Annotated in this window: 17 protein-coding genes; 6 read left to right on the forward strand and 11 right to left on the reverse strand. The window is 35.6% G+C overall.

Going from position 1 to position 17,152, the window contains the following annotated elements:
- Genes DEU39_RS08490 through DEU39_RS08500 form a run of 3 tightly spaced genes read left to right on the forward strand, consistent with a single transcriptional unit; the run spans nucleotide 1 to nucleotide 1,603 of the window.
- Complete coding sequence (locus tag DEU39_RS08490; RefSeq protein ID WP_062671860.1) at nucleotides 1-411, forward strand: hypothetical protein; 411 nt, start codon at nucleotides 1-3, stop codon at nucleotides 409-411.
- Nucleotides 412-421: 10 nt separating this feature from the next.
- Nucleotides 422-1,318, forward strand: coding sequence for a 3-hydroxybutyryl-CoA dehydrogenase (locus tag DEU39_RS08495; protein ID WP_183037416.1), 897 nt, complete (start codon nucleotides 422-424; stop codon nucleotides 1,316-1,318).
- Between the two features lie 45 nt (nucleotides 1,319-1,363).
- On the forward strand, nucleotides 1,364-1,603 hold the full coding sequence (locus tag DEU39_RS08500; protein ID WP_002977986.1) for a hypothetical protein: 240 nt from the start codon (nucleotides 1,364-1,366) through the stop codon (nucleotides 1,601-1,603).
- Nucleotides 1,604-1,651: 48 nt separating this feature from the next.
- Here the strand turns inward: DEU39_RS08500 and DEU39_RS08505 are convergent, their stop codons facing one another.
- From DEU39_RS08505 to DEU39_RS08520, 4 genes are all read right to left on the reverse strand, one after another.
- Nucleotides 1,652-2,062 carry an META domain-containing protein gene (locus DEU39_RS08505; RefSeq protein ID WP_062671854.1) on the reverse strand — a complete coding sequence of 137 codons (411 nt, stop codon included), beginning with the start codon at nucleotides 2,060-2,062 and terminating at the stop codon, nucleotides 1,652-1,654.
- Between the two features lie 485 nt (nucleotides 2,063-2,547).
- A complete protein-coding gene (gene pheT / locus DEU39_RS08510; protein WP_120231622.1) occupies nucleotides 2,548-4,950 on the reverse strand; it encodes a phenylalanine--tRNA ligase subunit beta in 2,403 nt (800 codons plus the stop codon).
- A gap of 205 nt (nucleotides 4,951-5,155) precedes the next feature.
- Nucleotides 5,156-5,773 carry a DUF417 family protein gene (locus DEU39_RS08515; RefSeq protein WP_120231623.1) on the reverse strand — a complete coding sequence of 206 codons (618 nt, stop codon included), beginning with the start codon at nucleotides 5,771-5,773 and terminating at the stop codon, nucleotides 5,156-5,158.
- 63 nt (nucleotides 5,774-5,836) lie between these two features.
- Nucleotides 5,837-6,667 (reverse strand): AraC family transcriptional regulator, encoded by an 831-nt coding sequence (locus DEU39_RS08520; protein ID WP_120231624.1) that lies wholly within the window; start codon nucleotides 6,665-6,667, stop codon nucleotides 5,837-5,839.
- A gap of 237 nt (nucleotides 6,668-6,904) precedes the next feature.
- Between DEU39_RS08520 and DEU39_RS24335 the strand changes: the two genes are divergently transcribed.
- Nucleotides 6,905-7,084 (forward strand): bacteriocin-like protein, encoded by a 180-nt coding sequence (locus DEU39_RS24335; protein WP_120231625.1) that lies wholly within the window; start codon nucleotides 6,905-6,907, stop codon nucleotides 7,082-7,084.
- Nucleotides 7,085-7,132: 48 nt separating this feature from the next.
- The gene (locus tag DEU39_RS08530) at nucleotides 7,133-7,966 is read left to right on the forward strand and encodes a GLPGLI family protein (RefSeq protein WP_120231626.1); all 834 of its coding nucleotides are present in this window, start codon (nucleotides 7,133-7,135) and stop codon (nucleotides 7,964-7,966) included.
- 69 nt (nucleotides 7,967-8,035) lie between these two features.
- On the opposite strand, the gene dnaN is transcribed toward DEU39_RS08530, so the two are convergent.
- Nucleotides 8,036-9,166: a DNA polymerase III subunit beta gene (gene dnaN / locus DEU39_RS08535; RefSeq protein WP_034699704.1), complete on the reverse strand. Its 1,131-nt coding sequence runs from the start codon at nucleotides 9,164-9,166 to the stop codon at nucleotides 8,036-8,038.
- A 183-nt stretch (nucleotides 9,167-9,349) separates the two neighbouring features.
- On the opposite strand from dnaN, the gene DEU39_RS08540 reads away from it, so the two are divergent.
- The gene (locus DEU39_RS08540) at nucleotides 9,350-9,706 is read left to right on the forward strand and encodes a diacylglycerol kinase family protein (RefSeq protein ID WP_120231627.1); all 357 of its coding nucleotides are present in this window, start codon (nucleotides 9,350-9,352) and stop codon (nucleotides 9,704-9,706) included.
- Between the two features lie 133 nt (nucleotides 9,707-9,839).
- Here the strand turns inward: DEU39_RS08540 and DEU39_RS08545 are convergent, their stop codons facing one another.
- The 6 genes from DEU39_RS08545 to DEU39_RS08570 all read right to left on the reverse strand — a co-directional run bounded on the left by DEU39_RS08545 (nucleotide 9,840) and on the right by DEU39_RS08570 (nucleotide 17,110).
- Nucleotides 9,840-10,298: a GyrI-like domain-containing protein gene (locus tag DEU39_RS08545; RefSeq protein WP_120231628.1), complete on the reverse strand. Its 459-nt coding sequence runs from the start codon at nucleotides 10,296-10,298 to the stop codon at nucleotides 9,840-9,842.
- 266 nt (nucleotides 10,299-10,564) lie between these two features.
- Nucleotides 10,565-10,897 carry a gamma-glutamylcyclotransferase family protein gene (locus tag DEU39_RS08550; protein ID WP_120231629.1) on the reverse strand — a complete coding sequence of 111 codons (333 nt, stop codon included), beginning with the start codon at nucleotides 10,895-10,897 and terminating at the stop codon, nucleotides 10,565-10,567.
- Nucleotides 10,897-11,526: an SGNH/GDSL hydrolase family protein gene (locus DEU39_RS08555; RefSeq protein ID WP_082798730.1), complete on the reverse strand. Its 630-nt coding sequence runs from the start codon at nucleotides 11,524-11,526 to the stop codon at nucleotides 10,897-10,899. The genes DEU39_RS08550 and DEU39_RS08555 overlap by 1 nt, the downstream gene beginning before the upstream one ends.
- A 436-nt stretch (nucleotides 11,527-11,962) precedes the next feature.
- Entirely contained in the window at nucleotides 11,963-12,376 is a 414-nt protein-coding gene (locus DEU39_RS08560; RefSeq protein ID WP_062671903.1) for a hypothetical protein, read from the reverse strand.
- Nucleotides 12,357-16,052, reverse strand: coding sequence for a phosphoribosylformylglycinamidine synthase (locus DEU39_RS08565; RefSeq protein ID WP_120231630.1), 3,696 nt, complete (start codon nucleotides 16,050-16,052; stop codon nucleotides 12,357-12,359). The genes DEU39_RS08560 and DEU39_RS08565 overlap by 20 nt, the downstream gene beginning before the upstream one ends.
- Before the next feature lie 26 nt (nucleotides 16,053-16,078).
- Nucleotides 16,079-17,110 (reverse strand): YhcG family protein, encoded by a 1,032-nt coding sequence (locus DEU39_RS08570; protein ID WP_062671838.1) that lies wholly within the window; start codon nucleotides 17,108-17,110, stop codon nucleotides 16,079-16,081.
- Between the last annotated feature and the right edge of the window lie 42 nt (nucleotides 17,111-17,152).

Consider the following 17,152-nt stretch of genomic DNA (forward strand, 5'->3'; position numbering starts at 1 on the left):
ATGAAAAAAATAATAATAACAACGGCTCTATTCGCTTTCACATTCTTTTACGCTCAGAAGAATCAGAATTATTTAGAGATCAGCTACGGAAGTGTATGCTGTGGCCCTGCCTCTGATAAGCCTGTGATGAGCTTTCTGAAAGAATTTAAGAACAAAAGCCAGATCAAAAGCCTGGAAGTCCTGATCCAAAAAGGCATGGGAAGAGAAGGTGAATATACATTGTATGTTGGCACCGACTTTCTTACAAAGAATCAGAAAAAACGATTGATAAGAGGTTTAACGGCTACTGTTTCCAACCAGAATAACAGTAAAAAAAGCCAGAGTGTAGGAAATGTTACCTTTGACTCTACAGCTGTTGTCACACAATCGGATCTTACAGACGCAAAAAATTTAACTATCTATAAAAAATAAAGGAAAAATGATTAAAAACATTGTAGTTATCGGAGCGGGAACCATGGGGAATGGTATTGCACATACTTTCGCACAAAGCGGTTTTAAAGTAAATCTTGTAGATGTATCCCAGGAAGCTTTGGACAGAGGTTTAAAAACCATTACTACGAATCTTGACAGAATCATTGCAAAAGGAAACCTTACAGAGGAGCAAAAAGCTGAAACATTAGGTAACATCACTACTTTTACAGCATTGAATGATGCTGCAGGTTCTGCAGATCTTATTGTAGAGGCAGCTACAGAAAACCTGGATCTTAAATTAAAGATCTTTGCTCAGATGGATGAACTGGCTCCTGCCAACTGTATCCTTGCAACTAATACTTCTTCTATTTCTATCACAAAAATTGCTGCGGCTACCAAAAGAGCTGATAAAGTAATCGGAATGCACTTTATGAATCCGGTTCCTATCATGAAACTGGTAGAAATTATCAAGGGATACTCTACTTCCAAAGAGACTTTTGATGCCATTTATGAAATGAGTAAAACTTTGGGTAAAGTTCCTGTAGAGGTAAATGATTATCCAGGTTTTGTGGCCAACAGAATTCTAATGCCAATGATCAATGAGTCTATCGAAACCCTTTATAACGGAGTGGCTGGTGTAGAAGAAATTGATACGGTAATGAAACTGGGAATGGCTCATCCGATGGGTCCGCTTCAGCTGGCAGACTTTATTGGTCTTGATGTATGCCTTGCCATTCTGAACGTAATGTATGACGGTTTCAAAAATCCTAAGTATGCTCCAAACCCATTGCTTGTGAATATGGTGACAGCCGGAAAACTGGGTGTAAAATCAGGAGAAGGGTTCTACGATTATTCTGAAAGCAAAAAAGCTGAAAAAGTTTCAAAAATGTTTTTGAAGTCATCTTAAATCAATAATTTTATTTATCTTTGAGAAAGTTAAAACATTAAAAAAATGAAATTACCAAAGTTTTTATTAGCAGATAATTCGGAATTTCCAGAGGATCTATTCGTAGTTCATACAGAATATCCAAGATTTATCCTAAACGTTGAGGAAGAAGAAGTTGAGTGGTTAGATGATCTTGAAGGTGATGATGAAGAAACGATGGCAGACGAGGCTACTAAAGTAGTAGAAGCAGCGTTCAAATGGTGCGACGAAGAGTTGGCTAAGTACGACGAAGAAGAGGAAGATTAATAACACTCTAAACATAAAAAAGGAACTCAATTGAGTTCCTTTTGTTTTTTATTCTGATTTTGTGAATTTCAATAGCAAAAGATTGTCTTTGTACAATTCTAAAGTATTTCCGGAAACCACATATTTGTTAGCTTTTCCCATCATATCCATAAAGTTCTGCTCTACTCCGATGTTGCTGCACATCATTTTCGTAGATCCCATCTGTCCCGCTGCAAAACTTCCTGTAGACGGATCTATTGTAGCTGTTCCGAAATAGTTGTTACATCCTGCATTTCCAGTGATCTTTTCTCCTTCAATATTTAATGTCGGAACTTTACCTTTTACCGTTTCAGCCAGTGTCCATTTTGTGCTGGCAAGAGCAGGCTGAGCTTTCCCTACTTTAGATGCAGACGGGCTTGTCATGGATCCACATGAAGCCAATACTGCCGCTGTACATATACTTAAAAAAAGATTTTTCATTTTTTTCTTTTTGAATTAACCCAAATTTACGGAAATTATATTATTTAAACGGGTTGCCGTGAATTTTATTATTCTTTAACATTTGATATTTTGAATATTTTTCAGAGCAAAAGATCTTATTATACAGTCATAAGTTGGAAAACGCAATGGCATAAATTTCTTAATATACAGCAGGTTTAAGACTCAAAGATTTTATCTCCGATAAAATTTTTCGGTGTCTTTGTCATTCCGAGCAAAGCAAGGAATCTATACTATAATTGGGTTATAAAATATATTGAGATTCCTAGGAATGATAAAGCCTGTGGATAATTTTTTTTATACACGATTTCTATTTTAACACTAATGACACTAATTTTTTCACTAATATCACTAATATGATTCAATAGGAACGGAATTTAGCCCAAGCCTAACAACAACGCAATAAAACAAAAAAACGGACTTAAACAAGTCCGTTTCTATTATGTTGAAATATGTATTTTCAATGATTAAGATCTCAACTCAGCGTTGAATTCTTTCTGGAAAGCTTTGATCAGAGAATCCATTACCTCGGTAATCTCTTTTTCTTCCAGTGTTTTTTCTTCGTTTAACAGTTCGAAGCTCATTGCATAAGACTTCTTACCTTCAGGAAGATTTTTACCTTCATACACATCGAACAGATTAATGTTTTTAATGAATGGAGATTTGTTCTTCTTAGCCGTCTGATATAGATCCTGATAGTTTACCGTTTTATCAATCAATAAAGCTAAGTCTCTTCTGATTTTGTTGAACTTCGGAATATCTTTGAATTTCAATTCATTTTTAGAACGCAATTCCTGAGCTAATTCCAGTTCAATTTCTGCATAGAAACATTCCTGATCAATATCAAAGTCTTTCAATAAAGCAGGCGCTACTTTTCCGATTCTTACCAATGCTTTACCATCCGCTTCATATACCAATGCATCAGAGAATCTGTCATCAGTTAGAGCTACTTCTTTGTAATCTACAGCCAATCTTTCCAATAAAACTTTTACATACGCTTTAAGGTTATAGAAGCTTACCGCAGATTTTGGCTGAAGCCAGTTTTCTGCAACATCTCTTCCGGAAACAAGTAATGCCAGTTGTTTTCTTTCTTCGTATTTATCTTTTTTGTGATAAATTTTTCCTAATTCGAAGAACTTGATATCCTGATTTTTTCTGTTGATGTTATATACTGTATTCTGAAGAAGTCCTTCCAATAAAGACTTTCTCATGAATGCCAGATCACCGCTTAAAGGGTTCAATAGTTTTACAGCATCTGTTTCGTCTTTTACAGAAGTTAAAGAGTTGTTCATTACTTCATTGAAACCAAGGCCTTGTAAAGTTCTTGCCCAGCTGTTTTCCAGTTCGTCCTGATCGTTAGCGCTTAGCTTAACAGGAGTAAACGAAATCTTCTGTGGAGCATCAATTTTATTGTATCCGTAGATTCTTAAAATCTCTTCAATGACGTCAATTTCTCTTGTTACATCTGCTCTGTATGCAGGAACTGAGATTTCGAAACCGTTTGGAATTTCATTTAAAACCTGAATTTCCAATGCTTTTAAGATTTCCTTTACTTTTTCTCTGTGGATTTTTGTTCCTAAAATCTGCTCAATTTTAGAGAATCTAAGGATCACGTAATTGTCCTCTATTTTCTTAGGATATTCTTCCAATAAGTCACCTACCAATTTACCTTCAGCAATTTCCTGAATCATTTTAATAGCGTGAGTGATGGCTGTTCTGGTAAGATTCGGGTCTACTCCTCTCTCAAATCTGAAAGAAGCATCTGTATTCAAGCTATGCGCTTTTGCTCCTTTTCTCACTGCAATCGGGTTGAAGTAAGCACTTTCAAGGAATATTGTTTTTGTAGTATCAGATACTCCTGAGTTTTCACCACCGAATACTCCGGCAATACACATCGGCTTATCTTTACCGTCTTTGATCATGATTTCAGAACCATTCAATGTTCTTTCAACACCATCTAAAGTCGTGAATTTCGTTCCCGGTTTTACTACACCTACTTTCACTTTTTTATCTGCAATTTTATCTGCATCAAACGCGTGAAGCGGCTGTCCGTATCCGTGAAGAATATAGTTGGTAATATCTACAACGTTATTAATCGGGCTTAGTCCGATCGCTCTCAGTCTGTCTTTCAACCAGGACGGTGAATCTGCTACCTTTACGTCTTCAATCACAGCACCGATATATCTTGGACACAATTCTGCATCTTCAATTTCCAGTTTGAAATCATGAGTTCCTTCGCTATTCAAAACTTCAGAAGCTACTTTATTAAATTGTGACTTCAATTGGTTCGTAGAAAGATAAGCGTGTAAATCTCTGGCAACACCATAGTGAGACATGGCATCTGTTCTGTTCGGTGTTAAACCGATTTCAAAAACCTCATCATTAGTCAACTCAAAATAGTCTGCAAAGTTTTTCCCTACTTCATATTTTGTTTCATCCAGCACCATAATTCCTCCATGATCTTCGCTAAGGCCTAGTTCGTCTTCTGCACAGATCATTCCCTGAGAAACCTCTCCTCTGATTTTTGCTTCTTTAATTTCAAAAAAGTTTCCTGTTTTATCATAGATTTTTGTTCCAACAACGGCTACAGGAACAGTCTGTCCTGCTTCAACATTCGGAGCTCCGCAAACAATGTTCAACACTTTTCCGTTTCCTACCTCTACTGTTGTCTTCTTCAGTTTGTCAGCATTAGGATGTTTTTCGCAGGTAAGTACTTTACCTACAACAATTCCTTCCAGGCTGCCTCTTACACTTTCAAATTTATCTATCCCTTCAACCTCAAGACCTATATCTGTAAGGAATTCACCGATTCTTTCAGTTTTTGATTCCGTTTTTACAAAGTCCTTCAGCCAGTTGTTTGATATTTTCATTTGTTAATCTATCTACTTATTTAATTCGTCAGATGTGTCCTATGGTTTCATCTGCTCTATTTTGAAACTTTTATTTGAAATCCCACCATTTTCATGGATGATTTTTCGAGCTACAAATGTCGTGTTTTTTTGAGAAATAGAGAAATTTAGAAGCGATTTTAAGATAATAAATTTTCGTTAATCTTTGTGCTGCTGATTCATGAAACTATTGGTCCAATGGTCTCACCAGCTTCTTCAGGCTATCAGAAAATAATACCAACCCTCCGGCCATCATGATAATATCCTTCAATACGAGACGTCCTGCTCCTGACAGATAGGGAAAACCATACTGGGGAGTTGCATAATCTCCCCCCAGATTCGGTACATATACTTCAGGAGTGGTGACCAGAAATGACAGGGTAACCAATGACATTAAAAATGTTAAAGCACCTCCAATTGTTCCAATTTTAGGAAACCAAATCCCCAGTAATACCATAACTCCTATTACAACGATCATTGTCCCTAAACCGTAGGAAAAGGCATATGTTCCGTTTTCCTGATGCCAGTTAATATTTTTCTGAACCACTTTTCCTTCAGGATTTTTATACAAAGTGTATTCTGCAACCCGTTTTTTATCTTCCTTAATAACTTTATGGTCTGCATTTTTGTAGAAAAAACTCATCAAAGGGCTGTTGGCAACGAAAGGAACAATTCCATCAGCCTCGTAATGAAAGGCTTTCAAGCCTCCAATCCAAGCCATAACAATGAAAATCGCAATTCTGAGAAAGTTGAAAAAATAAGCATCCCATTGTAGTAGCCTATGGTAAAGTCTGTAGTTTTTCATGTGATTTATTTTTTACCAAAGGTATTCACATGCACAGAGCGCCAACATAGACATTTCGGGACATTACATGGACATTTTTGCCACCACAGAAATTCCTACTTTTTCTCTGTAATTTTTAGGTGAGCAGCCAACCGATTTTTTAAAGTACCTGCTGAAATAAAATTCATCGGCAAATCCTAACTCTGAAGCAATTTCCTTGACAGACCGATAGGTTAAATGAAGCAGTTTCTTAGATTCAAGAATGATTCTCTCATTGATAAGCTGTGTGGGTGTTTTGGCAAATTCTTTTTTTACCGCTTTGCTTAATGTACTATTGGTAATGTTCAGTTTATCGCTGTAAAATGACAGTTCTTTTTCTGTTTTAAAATATGTTTCCAGCAGTTTCTGAAATTCTGCAGCATTTTTATTGGGAAGCTTTTCATTAGAAATTATGCTGTTTTCAATACTGCTTTTCTGTTTGCTTCCGATAGCAAGAATGAGCTGAATATAGGTCTTGATAATGGATTCAGAAAACGGATGCTTTTCACTTTCTTCTTTTTTGATATGATTAAAAAGCTCAAGAATATAATTGAAGTTTTCTTCTGACAGCTCAACCCCGGGATTCAGATAAATATTATTGAAAAGAAGCCCGTTGCAGGCCACTTCTTCTTTATGATATTCTATACAGTAATAATCTCCATGAAAGAAAAGCACATGGATGTTTTCCTCCGATTCAGAAACCAATTTCATCTTCTGATAAGGGGAAAGAAACAGGATATTGTATCCACTATAAGAATAGTTAATAGCGTCTACAGAAAAAATTCCAGAACCTTTCCATAGAATCACGCTGTAATTTTCTGTAGTGAACTCAGAAGGAAAATCTGAAGTGTGGTAAGACTGTATCTTTATTTTCATGATGAAAATTGATCGAAATAAACGTTTTAAGTTAGAACAAAACTACTAAAAAAGAGGCACTTTAAAAGTGACAAATAAAGTAATAATAGTAATTTAAAGAATATTACAAATTAAAAACATAACCAATAGAGATTCATTTACTTATAAATAGATTTTTTTTAGAAAATACGGTTTCCCACAATTAAAAATAAAAAATTATATATAAATTTAAATTACAAATTTTAAAATAAATGCATTATGAAAAAATTAAAAAAATTATCACGAAACGAATTGAAAGATTTAAAAGGCGGAACATCTTATGGTGACATGTGCAGTACGGGCAACAATGATATTTGTGCTCAGTACGGACTTGAATGTGGACTTTACATTGGAAGAGATAATTCCGTAGGAGAATGGGCAGCTTTTAGATGTATGTAGATAATTTATCCCCTTTTTTCAAAAGAGGGGATTTATAATAAACTTAAAATGTATAAGAAATATACTTTTAAAAAGGTCATATTACTTCTTTTTTTCCTTGCATATATTATTGTTCCTTCTCAAAGTTTAACAATTATGTATGAACTTGTCTATAGACCTTCAACATTATATAAAAAAACAAAATCCAAAATATATTATCTGGATATTTTAAATCAGGAATCAGTTTTCCGTGATGATACAAGAAAAAAATCAGATTCTATGATCTATTATGGGAATGGCTATGGAATGGGTTATCCTAACATTAATGAGCAAATATATCTGAAAAAAAACCTAAAATCAAATCAATTTTTCAGATATTTCACATCAATGATAAGTAGGGATAAATTTTATATTCCAATTACTAATGTCATGAATTGGACATTAACTGACGATATCAGAATGATTGGAAATATAAAATGTCAAAAAGCTGAAACAACATATGGAGACAGATATTGGACAGCATGGTTTTCTCACGAAATTCAAATATCCGAAGGACCATATATATTTCATGGTTTGCCTGGTTTGATTATAGAAATATATGATGATAAGGAAGATTATTTATTCCGATTAATTAAAACTCAAAAATTTGACCATAAAAATTTATATACATCAGAAGAAAATGGTGGAAAAGAAATCAATTGGGAAGTATTCAAAAAGCTTATGCAGGATTTCTATAATGATCCTTATGCATACATAAAAACATCAGGATATAAAGCAATGACTGATGATGGAAATGGAGGTATGAAAAAGTTAAATTTCAGAGAATCAACTTTTGAAATCCAAAAAAGTTTAAGAGAAAAAAACAATCCTATAGAGCTAAATCAAAAAATTGATTTTAAATAAAATCACCAAACACTAATTCATAAACAAAAGCCGGAAAATTCCGGCTTTCTATTATTTATTATAGTAATATTATAATCCGATTACCGGCATTGATAACATTAAGATATTTTCATTTTCTTCAAGACCATCAAGAGGTTCAATGATTCCTGGTCTGTTAGGCTGAGACATTTTCATGGTAATATCATCAGATCCTAAAATCGTAAGCATTTCAGTTAAGAATTTGGAACTGAATCCGATATTGATATCTTCTCCGTTGTAGTCGCAAGGAATCTGCATGTCTGCTTTGTTAGCATATTCAGTATCTTCTGCATGAAGGTGAAGAATATTTCCGGAAAGCTTGAATCTTACCTGGTTGGTAGATTTGTTAGACATGATAGACGCTCTTTTGATTGCTCCCAGCAACAGGTTTCTGTTGATGGTCAATACATTTGGATTTTCTTTTGGAATTACCGCTGTATAGTTCGGATATTTACCATCAATCAGTCTACAGATCCAGATATGCTTACCAAAAGTAAATTTAGCCATATTCTCATTGAAGTCGATGGTAACGTCTTCATTGGAACTTGCCAGGATATTTTTGAAAATGTTAAGAGGCTTTTTAGGCATGATAAACTCCATCGGTTCGGCATTCATCAGGTCTGCTCTTTTGTACACCACCAATCTGTGGGAGTCTGTAGAAACGAAATTGGTTTCATTTTCTCCAAACTGGAAAAGCACTCCTGTCATTACCGGACGAAGAGAGTCGTTACTTGTAGCAAATAGTGTGTTTGTCAAAGCTTCAGACAAAACTCCTGCCGGCATCGTTACACTTTGGGAAGCGTCGAATTCCGGTAATTCAGGATAGTCATCAGCATTGTCTAATGCTACTGCGAAATTATCTTTTTCATCTAAAATCTCAAGCTGGCTTCCGGTACCTTCGGCATTGTCTTTTACAACAAATGTCAGAGGCTGTTCACCATATGTCTTGATAAAATCCTGAAAAATTTTAGCAGGAACAGCAAATTTACCTGTATCATCAGACTTTACTTCCAGGGAAGTAACAAGAGTTGTCTCGCCGTCAGATGCTGTAATGGTAACATTATTTCCGTCTAATTCAAAAAGATAGTTTTCTAAAATCGGTCTCGATTGAGAGCTTGATATTACGCCACTTACAGTTTGCAAAGCCTTCTGCAGTTCACCACTTGAAATAATAAATTTCATAGATTTATAAAATAAGTTTCTACAAATATAATAAATACATACAACAAAGAAAAGAATAATATGGAGGAGTTTTTAACAAAGATCCTTAATTTGTTTTGAGCCTTGATATTATGCTTATATTTCTTCGAAGAATCATTTTTTATCAAAATACAAAGGCTATCTTTGTCTGAAAAGTTCAGAATTATGGAAAAACCTCCTATTCATAAAAGTTTTCTCAATGCTTTCAGGGGTGTTTTGATGATGATAAAAACGGAAAGGAATTTCCAGATTGAGCTCATCGCATTTTTTGTCAATCTCTTCCTTATTTTTTATTTCAACCTGAGCAGCACAGACACCGCTTTGGTTCTTATTGCCTCATTCGCTGTTTTAAGTGCTGAAATTTTTAATACCGCTATTGAAAAGATCTGTGATATCATTCAACCTGATTTCGACAAAAGAATTGGCTTTATTAAGGACATTGCTGCCGGAGCTGTATTGCTGACAGCTATTGCAGCGGTGATTGTCGGAGTCTTGGTGTATGGGAAATATGTTTTTAGTTAAAATTAGGGAATTGTTGACAAATATTGTTTAACCACCCCGTCAAAAATTCAAAGAATTTTTGACACCCCTCCGAAGGAGGGGAATATCACGTCTTCAGTTCAAAGGTTGTGAAGGCAGGTTTTTTCACTTTTTGTTATTTTACAGCGATGAAAATATCTACTTCGGCATCTGAAGGATTTTGTGCTTTTTCTCCATACACTTCAAAATCGGCGGTAAATGTTCTGTTCAAACCCATTTCCCAGATTTTTAACCATTCGTTGATAACCAACCCTTTTGAAAGGTCTCCTTTTGGGACAAATTTCAGATAGTCTCCACCATCAAAAGAATAGCCAACCATTCCTTCCGGGATGTTATCAAGGTTTTCGACTTTACATCCAAGAACCGTTGTATAAGGTTTTGTATGGTCTTTTTCGTAATCTGTATAGATGGAATAAATGGTATTGTCTATTTTATTTGGAATTGAATTGACAATATTCTCGCTGATCATTTTCTCCCATAATACCGGAATATCTTTTCCTGCCTGTCCATTTTCATTGGTTGTTCTTACAGAGATCCCGATCACCTTAAAAGGTTCTATTTTTACGTTATTCATTTATTGATTTTTTGTTAGCACAAAGATAAAAACAGGTTGTGACAGGGGTATGTCAGCAGTTTTTTTAAGTTTGGGCTGAAGCCAGTGAATTTATTTTTATAGGATAAGTGGGCTAAAGCCCACTTCTATTGAATATTAAATTGGTCATATTAGCGAAATCTGCGAGAGAACACTCAAGCTTAGATTTCTTCCTTTGCTCGGAATGACAAAGAGACCGTTGGAATTTCATAGGAGATAGTGAGATTGCTTCGCGTTGCTTGCAATGACTATTTCCCGACATAGATAAACCCTTCTTTTCCAGATTTAAAAACGGTTTTGATTCTTTTGTAATCATCCACTTCGTATTCATCTGCCTGAAGAATTTCTTCTTCTGTCACCTCAAAAAGTACTCCTTCTACCTGATCATTATCATTCCCTGAAAATTCAAGTACAGGATGGTATTTCTGACCGCTTTTCCGAAGTACTTCAGGATCTGTAATTTCAAGCATACTTAATCTATAGCCTGATAAGATATCTTTTTCACCTTGTAAAATTCTTCCAAAAGTTTCAAGCTGTACCTGCTCTTTCTGCAGGGTTCCATAAGAAAATAAATTAGGCATTACAGATACTTTTCAATGATTGGAATTGCGATTTCGGCCATCATTCCATAGCCTTTTTCATTAGGATGCACACCGTCTGCAGAAAGCAGAATTTCTTTATCATCCAGGAAAGCAGAATAAAAATCTATATATCCCAATGAGTCTTCTGCTGCAATATTTTTCAAAATTTGATTGTAAACAACCACATCTTCATTGATTCTTTTCTTCCCGGAGCTGACTACTACTCCATCTATTTTTTGAGAGAAAGGAAGAATGCTTACAAGATAAATGGTATTGGAAAACTGCCTGGCATGTGCGACAGCTTCTTTGATATTGGTTTTAAATTTTTCAGGATCTACAATCTGTACTCCATCTTTTACCGCAAGATCATTGGCTCCATAGCTTAGAAAAACGATATTTCCATCAGCAGAATTTCTTGCAGCCAATTCATGAGGAATTCTTTTGAGCAATCCTTCTGTGGTTTCTCCTCCTATTCCGAGATTGAACAGGATCAGTTCATCTCCATTTCCTTCATGAAATTTCTGCAGGGCATATCTTTTCAGAATATCTACCCAGCCGCCAAAAACTCCGTCATATTCTCCGTAGGTAATGCTGTCACCGAAGAACAGCCCGTACATAATTTTCTTCATTGAACTTTATTGTTTCCTGTTTTGTTGAAGTAAAAGTATTAAGAAAAAATCGTTTAAGGGAAATAATTCTCCTCAATTTTGTGTGATTTTTAACGCAAAAGACGCTCATGGTTTAACTTTTTATGTTTTCGTTCGCAAAGGCGTTTCACTTAGCTATAGACCAATTTGTACCCTGGTTGAATAAACTTATTTGAACCATTAAGATTTTTGAAGGAATAAAGAATTATTAAGGCAACAGCTAAAGTTATTATGAAGCAGAATTTCCTATTCATCGGCGATGAATCTTAACTTTTCTTACAATCTTTATTATTCTTAATAGTTAAATTTTTGACGCAAAGGTTTTTATTGTGAGTATGTTTATCCAAGGAAGCAAAGAATGAATCAACAAGTTGATTGGATGAAGCTGATATAACAAAATTACTTATTACTCATTACATCATTCTAATGTCAGCGTAATATTCGTATGTGATTCTATAATTTCCACCAGTATTTCAAAAAGCGTCTGCCCTTTCCCTTCAGTCAATTCATTTAATTTCTGCTGAATGAGCTCTGTGTTGAAGGGTTTTCCCTGCCTGATCTTGTTTTCATAGAATTCACGGGTAGCCTTAAAGCCTAAGTCTTCTTTTGACTTTTCTGCTTCTTTCCAGATGATTTCAATTTTTTCTTTGCCTTCAATCACTCCGAAACCTCCGTAGAGAATATCATCAAAGCCATCTAGTGTTCCTACTTTCCAGTCTGTATCCTTCATGAGAACGTTGGAAGCTTCTTCGTAGAAACCTCCTAAAGACGAAAAATGACCGCCATGGATGACGATCATTTTTCTTGTATTATTATTTGAAGTATTCAACACCGTTTTTGAATATGTTGTGATAATTCGCGGTTGGTATATTCTTCATGAGACCGTCTGCAAAACGCTCCGGATGGCCCATTCTTCCATAGATCTTTCCACATGGGCTGGTAATTCCTTCAATTCCGAATAATGAATTATTAGGGTTGAATGGCATTCCGTGGGCAATGTTTCCATCAAGATCAATGTACTGAGTTGCAATCTGCCCGTTTTCATACAATTTCTTAATCTCTTCTTCTGAAGCCATGAAACGTCCTTCTCCGTGGGAAATCGGAATAGTGAAAGTTTGTCCTTTCATTCCTTTTAACCAAGGGCTTTCGTCATTCACTACTTGTACTGTAACCATCTGAGAGATATGTCTTCTGATAGCATTATGAGCTAATGTTGGAGAGTTTTCATCCAGATCTTTGATTCTTCCGTAAGGTAACAATCCTGATTTCACCAATGCCTGGAATCCGTTACAGATCCCGATAATCATTCCGTCTCTGTCTAATAATTCGTGTACTGCATTTTTCATTTTTTCGTTTTTCAGAACGTTAACGATGAATTTTGCAGAACCATCCGGTTCATCACCCGCAGAGAAACCTCCTGAGAATGCCAGAATCTGAGATGTTCTGATCTCTTCTACCCATGCATCAATGCTTTCATCCAATAACTGGTGATTGATATTGATTAAAGGTAAACTGCTTACTACAGCGCCTTCTTTCTGGAATGCATTCAGCGTGTCGTACTCACAGTTAGTTCCCGGGAATACCGGAGCAAATACTTTCGGCTGTGCGATTCCGTGTTTTTTGATGATGATATTTCTTGGATGGATTGAGTTTGATTTTTCATCAATTTCAACCGTAATCTTTTCTTTTTCTACTGTCGGGAAAAGGTTCTCGAAAGTATTGGTATTAGCAGCTACAAGATCTGTGATGTTTGATTCAATACCATTGATTTTTACAGCACCTGAATCTTTTACTTCTCCGATCAATTGAAGAGCTGCTGAGCTTAATTCTTCTTTAGCTTCAATGATTAAGCTACCGATATTTTTAGCTAATAAAACAGCTTCATCAGCATTGATTTCAGCTCCTAATCTGTTACCGAAGCTCATTTTTGCTAAAGCTACTGCCAAACCTCCTTCTTTTACTGTTTTCACAGAAACAATTTTTCCTGCTTTGATGTTTTCAAAAATGAATTCAAAAACTTCTTTTAAAGCATTATAGTTTGGTAGTCCGTTTTCCTGAGCAATATGATTGAAGAAATATAATTTGTTTCCTGCGTTTTTCAATTCAGGAGAAATGATATTTTCTTTGTCTCCGTTAGCACATGCAAAAGAAATCAGGGTTGGCGGAACATTCAGATCCTGATACGTTCCGCTCATGGAATCTTTTCCTCCGATCGCTGCAAGACCTAAATTGATCTGTGCATCGTAAGCTCCTAAAAGTGAAGCCAAAGGTTTACCCCATTTTTCAGGGTTCTGTCCCAATTTTTCAAAATATTCCTGGAAGCTTAGTCGGATATTTTTATAATCGCCTCCCATCGCTACAATCTTCGCTACACTCTCTACTACGGCGTAAGATGATCCTAACAGGGAGTTTTGTTTTGAGATTTCAGCATCGAATCCCCAGCTTGCCAGAGAAACGGTTTTTATATCTTTTGCTCCTAAGATCGGCAGTGTCTGCACACTTCCTTCCATCAGGGTCTGCTGGTATTTTCCACCTAAAGGCATTGCTACTGTAGTGGCTCCAATTGAAGAGTCGAACATTTCCAATAGTCCTTTTTGGGAAGCTACGTTTTTATCTTTTAAGATGTTCAGGAAGTTTTCTGCTGTGAAAGATTTTGTTTCTTCTTTTACTTCTTCAAGGTGAGTGATTTTCACTTCCTGAGATTTTGAACATCCGTTGGTATCTAAGAAAGCTCTTGAAAGGTCTACAATTTTATCTCCTTTCCAGAACATCTGCATTCTTCCTGAATCTGTCACTTTTGCTACTTCTACCGCAACAATGTTTTCAGCTTCACAGAATTTAATGAATTTTTCTTTATCCTGAGGATCTACCACAACAGCCATTCTTTCCTGAGATTCGGAAATAGCCAGCTCGGTTCCGTTTAATCCTTCATATTTTAATGGTAATACATCAAGGTTTACTTCTAAAGAGTCTGCAATTTCACCAATTGCCACAGAAACTCCTCCTGCTCCGAAGTCGTTTGATTTTTTGATCAGCTTTGTTACCTCAGGATTTCTGAATAATCTCTGGATTTTACGCTCTTCTACAGCATTTCCTTTCTGAACTTCAGAACTCATCGTGTAGATAGAAGTCTCGTCCTGCTCTTTCGAACTTCCGCTTGCTCCTCCTACTCCGTCACGGCCTGTTGCTCCTCCTAAGATAATGATTGAATCACCGTTTTCAGGCTTCTCACGTCTTACCCAATCTACAGGAACAGCTCCGGTAACGAAACCAACTTCCATTCTTTTAGCTTTATAGCCTTCGTCATAGATTTCAGAAACCATAGTAGTGGCAAGACCGATCTGGTTACCATAAGATGAATATCCGTTGGCAGCCTGTTTGGTAATGGTTTTCTGAGGGAGTTTCCCTGGTAAAGTTTTGTCAACAGATTCCAAAACGTCTGCAGCTCCCGTTAATCTCATGGCCTGGAAAACAAAAGATCTTCCGGATAACGGGTCTCTGATTGCCCCTCCTAAACAAGTAGAAGCACCTCCGAAAGGTTCAATTTCCGTAGGGTGATTGTGCGTTTCGTTTTTGAATAATAAATACCAAGGTTCTTTTTTACCGTCATATTCTGCTTCGATCTGAATGGTACATGCATTGATCTCATCAGAAATAACAAGGTTATCAAGATTCCCTGTTTTATGGAAATATTTACCGCATACTGTTGCCAGGTCCATTAAGGAAATTGGCTTTAGCTCACGGCCTAAGAATTTTCTTTTCTCGATATAATCATTGAAAATAGTTTCCAATGTGCGTTTGAACTGACCTTCAAACTGAATATCTGACAATTCTGTTTCGAATGTCGTGTGACGACAGTGATCACTCCAGTAGGTGTCTAATACTTTTAATTCTGTTTCCGTAGGATTTCTCTCTTCAGTTTTGAAATATTCCTGAATAAATTTCAGGTCATCCAATCCTAATGCAAAACCATGGTTGTTATAGAAACTTTCAAGTTCTGCATCATTGAAATTGATGAAGTTTTCGTGGATGATTACTTTTGATGGGGTTTCCTCTGCAGGAATATCCAGAATAGATAAGTCCTTTTCCTGAGATTCTACCTTGTTGATCAAAAGGTCTTTGATTTTAACCAAATCCGCTTCAGAAACTCCTTCAAATTCGATTAATTTTCCACTTCTTACTTTTGATTTTTCATTTTCAGTCAGCAAAGCGATACACTGCTGTGCAGAATCTGCTCTCTGATCATACTGTCCCGGCAAAAATTCCATCCCGAAATGAATAGCCTTTGCAGGGTTTTCTGTGTGTAAAATATCAGTAACAGGGTCTACGAAAGTGTTGTTTACCACTTTTTCAAATTCTCCGTCGTTCAGATTGAAAATATCATATACATTGTATACTTTCACGCTTTGGACTGCCGGGACAACCGCTTTTACTTCATCAAAAATTTTTGGACTTTCAACATCGAAAATTCCTCTTTTTTCTACGAAAATTCTTTTGTTATTAGACATTAGATGTCAGATTTTTAATATTAGATTTATTTTTTATTTTCAAATTTATTTCTTGCTATCTCTATTGAACGATGCAATTTTTCAAGCAAAACTTTTTCTGAAGGTAAGATAAGTAAATATTCTGCTACTTTTATATTATCCCCTTCCAGATTCATGAGTTCTATATGTTCGGAATTTTTCCCGGAACAAAGGATTAAACCAATGGGAGGGTTTTCACCTTCTACTTTTTCATATTTATTAAGGTATGAGAGATAAAGCTCCATCTGCCCTTTATGGCTGGCTTCAAATTCACCTAATTTCAGTTCGATAACGACTAAAGATTTTAGTTTCCTATGATAGAAAAGCAAATCTAGGTAGTAGTCTCTATTATCTATTGTGATTCTTTTTTGTCTTGAAAGAAATGCAAAATCACTTCCCAACTCAGAAATGAATTTTTGAAGTTCCACGATAATGGCTTCTTCTAAATCTTTTTCAGAAAATGTATCTTTCAATTCCAAAAAATCAAGAAAATAGGGATCTTTAAAAACCAAATCAGGGTTTAAAATATTATTTTCAGACCATTTTTTCAGTTCTTTATCTATTATTTCCTCAGGCTTTTTGCTTATTGCTGTTCGTTCAAAAAGCAGAGAATTGATTTTCTCTCTTAAGACTCTGACACTCCAATTTTCAATTTTACAAACTTCAAGATAAAAGTTTCTTTTAGTATCTTGTGAAATAGGAATGAGAAGCAGAAAGTGAGTCCATGATAATTGTCGCATCGCTGATGCGACAATATTAAAATCACTAAAAACAGACGCAAACTGCATCATTTTTCGGATATTTTTTTCAGAAAATGAATTTCCAAATTCTAACGTAAGTTGTTGAGAGATTTGTACAATAACTTCTTTACCATACTCTGCCCTCTTATTATCTAAAACATCTTCATTTATTCTTTTTCCTATTTCCCAGTACAAAACCACCATTGCCGAGTTTACCTGAGCAGCGACCTGACTTCTTGTCTTGTCTACCAGCTCCTTAAGATCGGCCATTAATTGTTGATGATTTTGATTCTGTAACATTATTAAAAATTAGATGTCAGATTTTTAATATTAGATTTATTT

Source organism: Chryseobacterium sp. AG363, assembly GCF_003610675.1.
GTDB lineage: Bacteria > Bacteroidota > Bacteroidia > Flavobacteriales > Weeksellaceae > Chryseobacterium > Chryseobacterium cucumeris.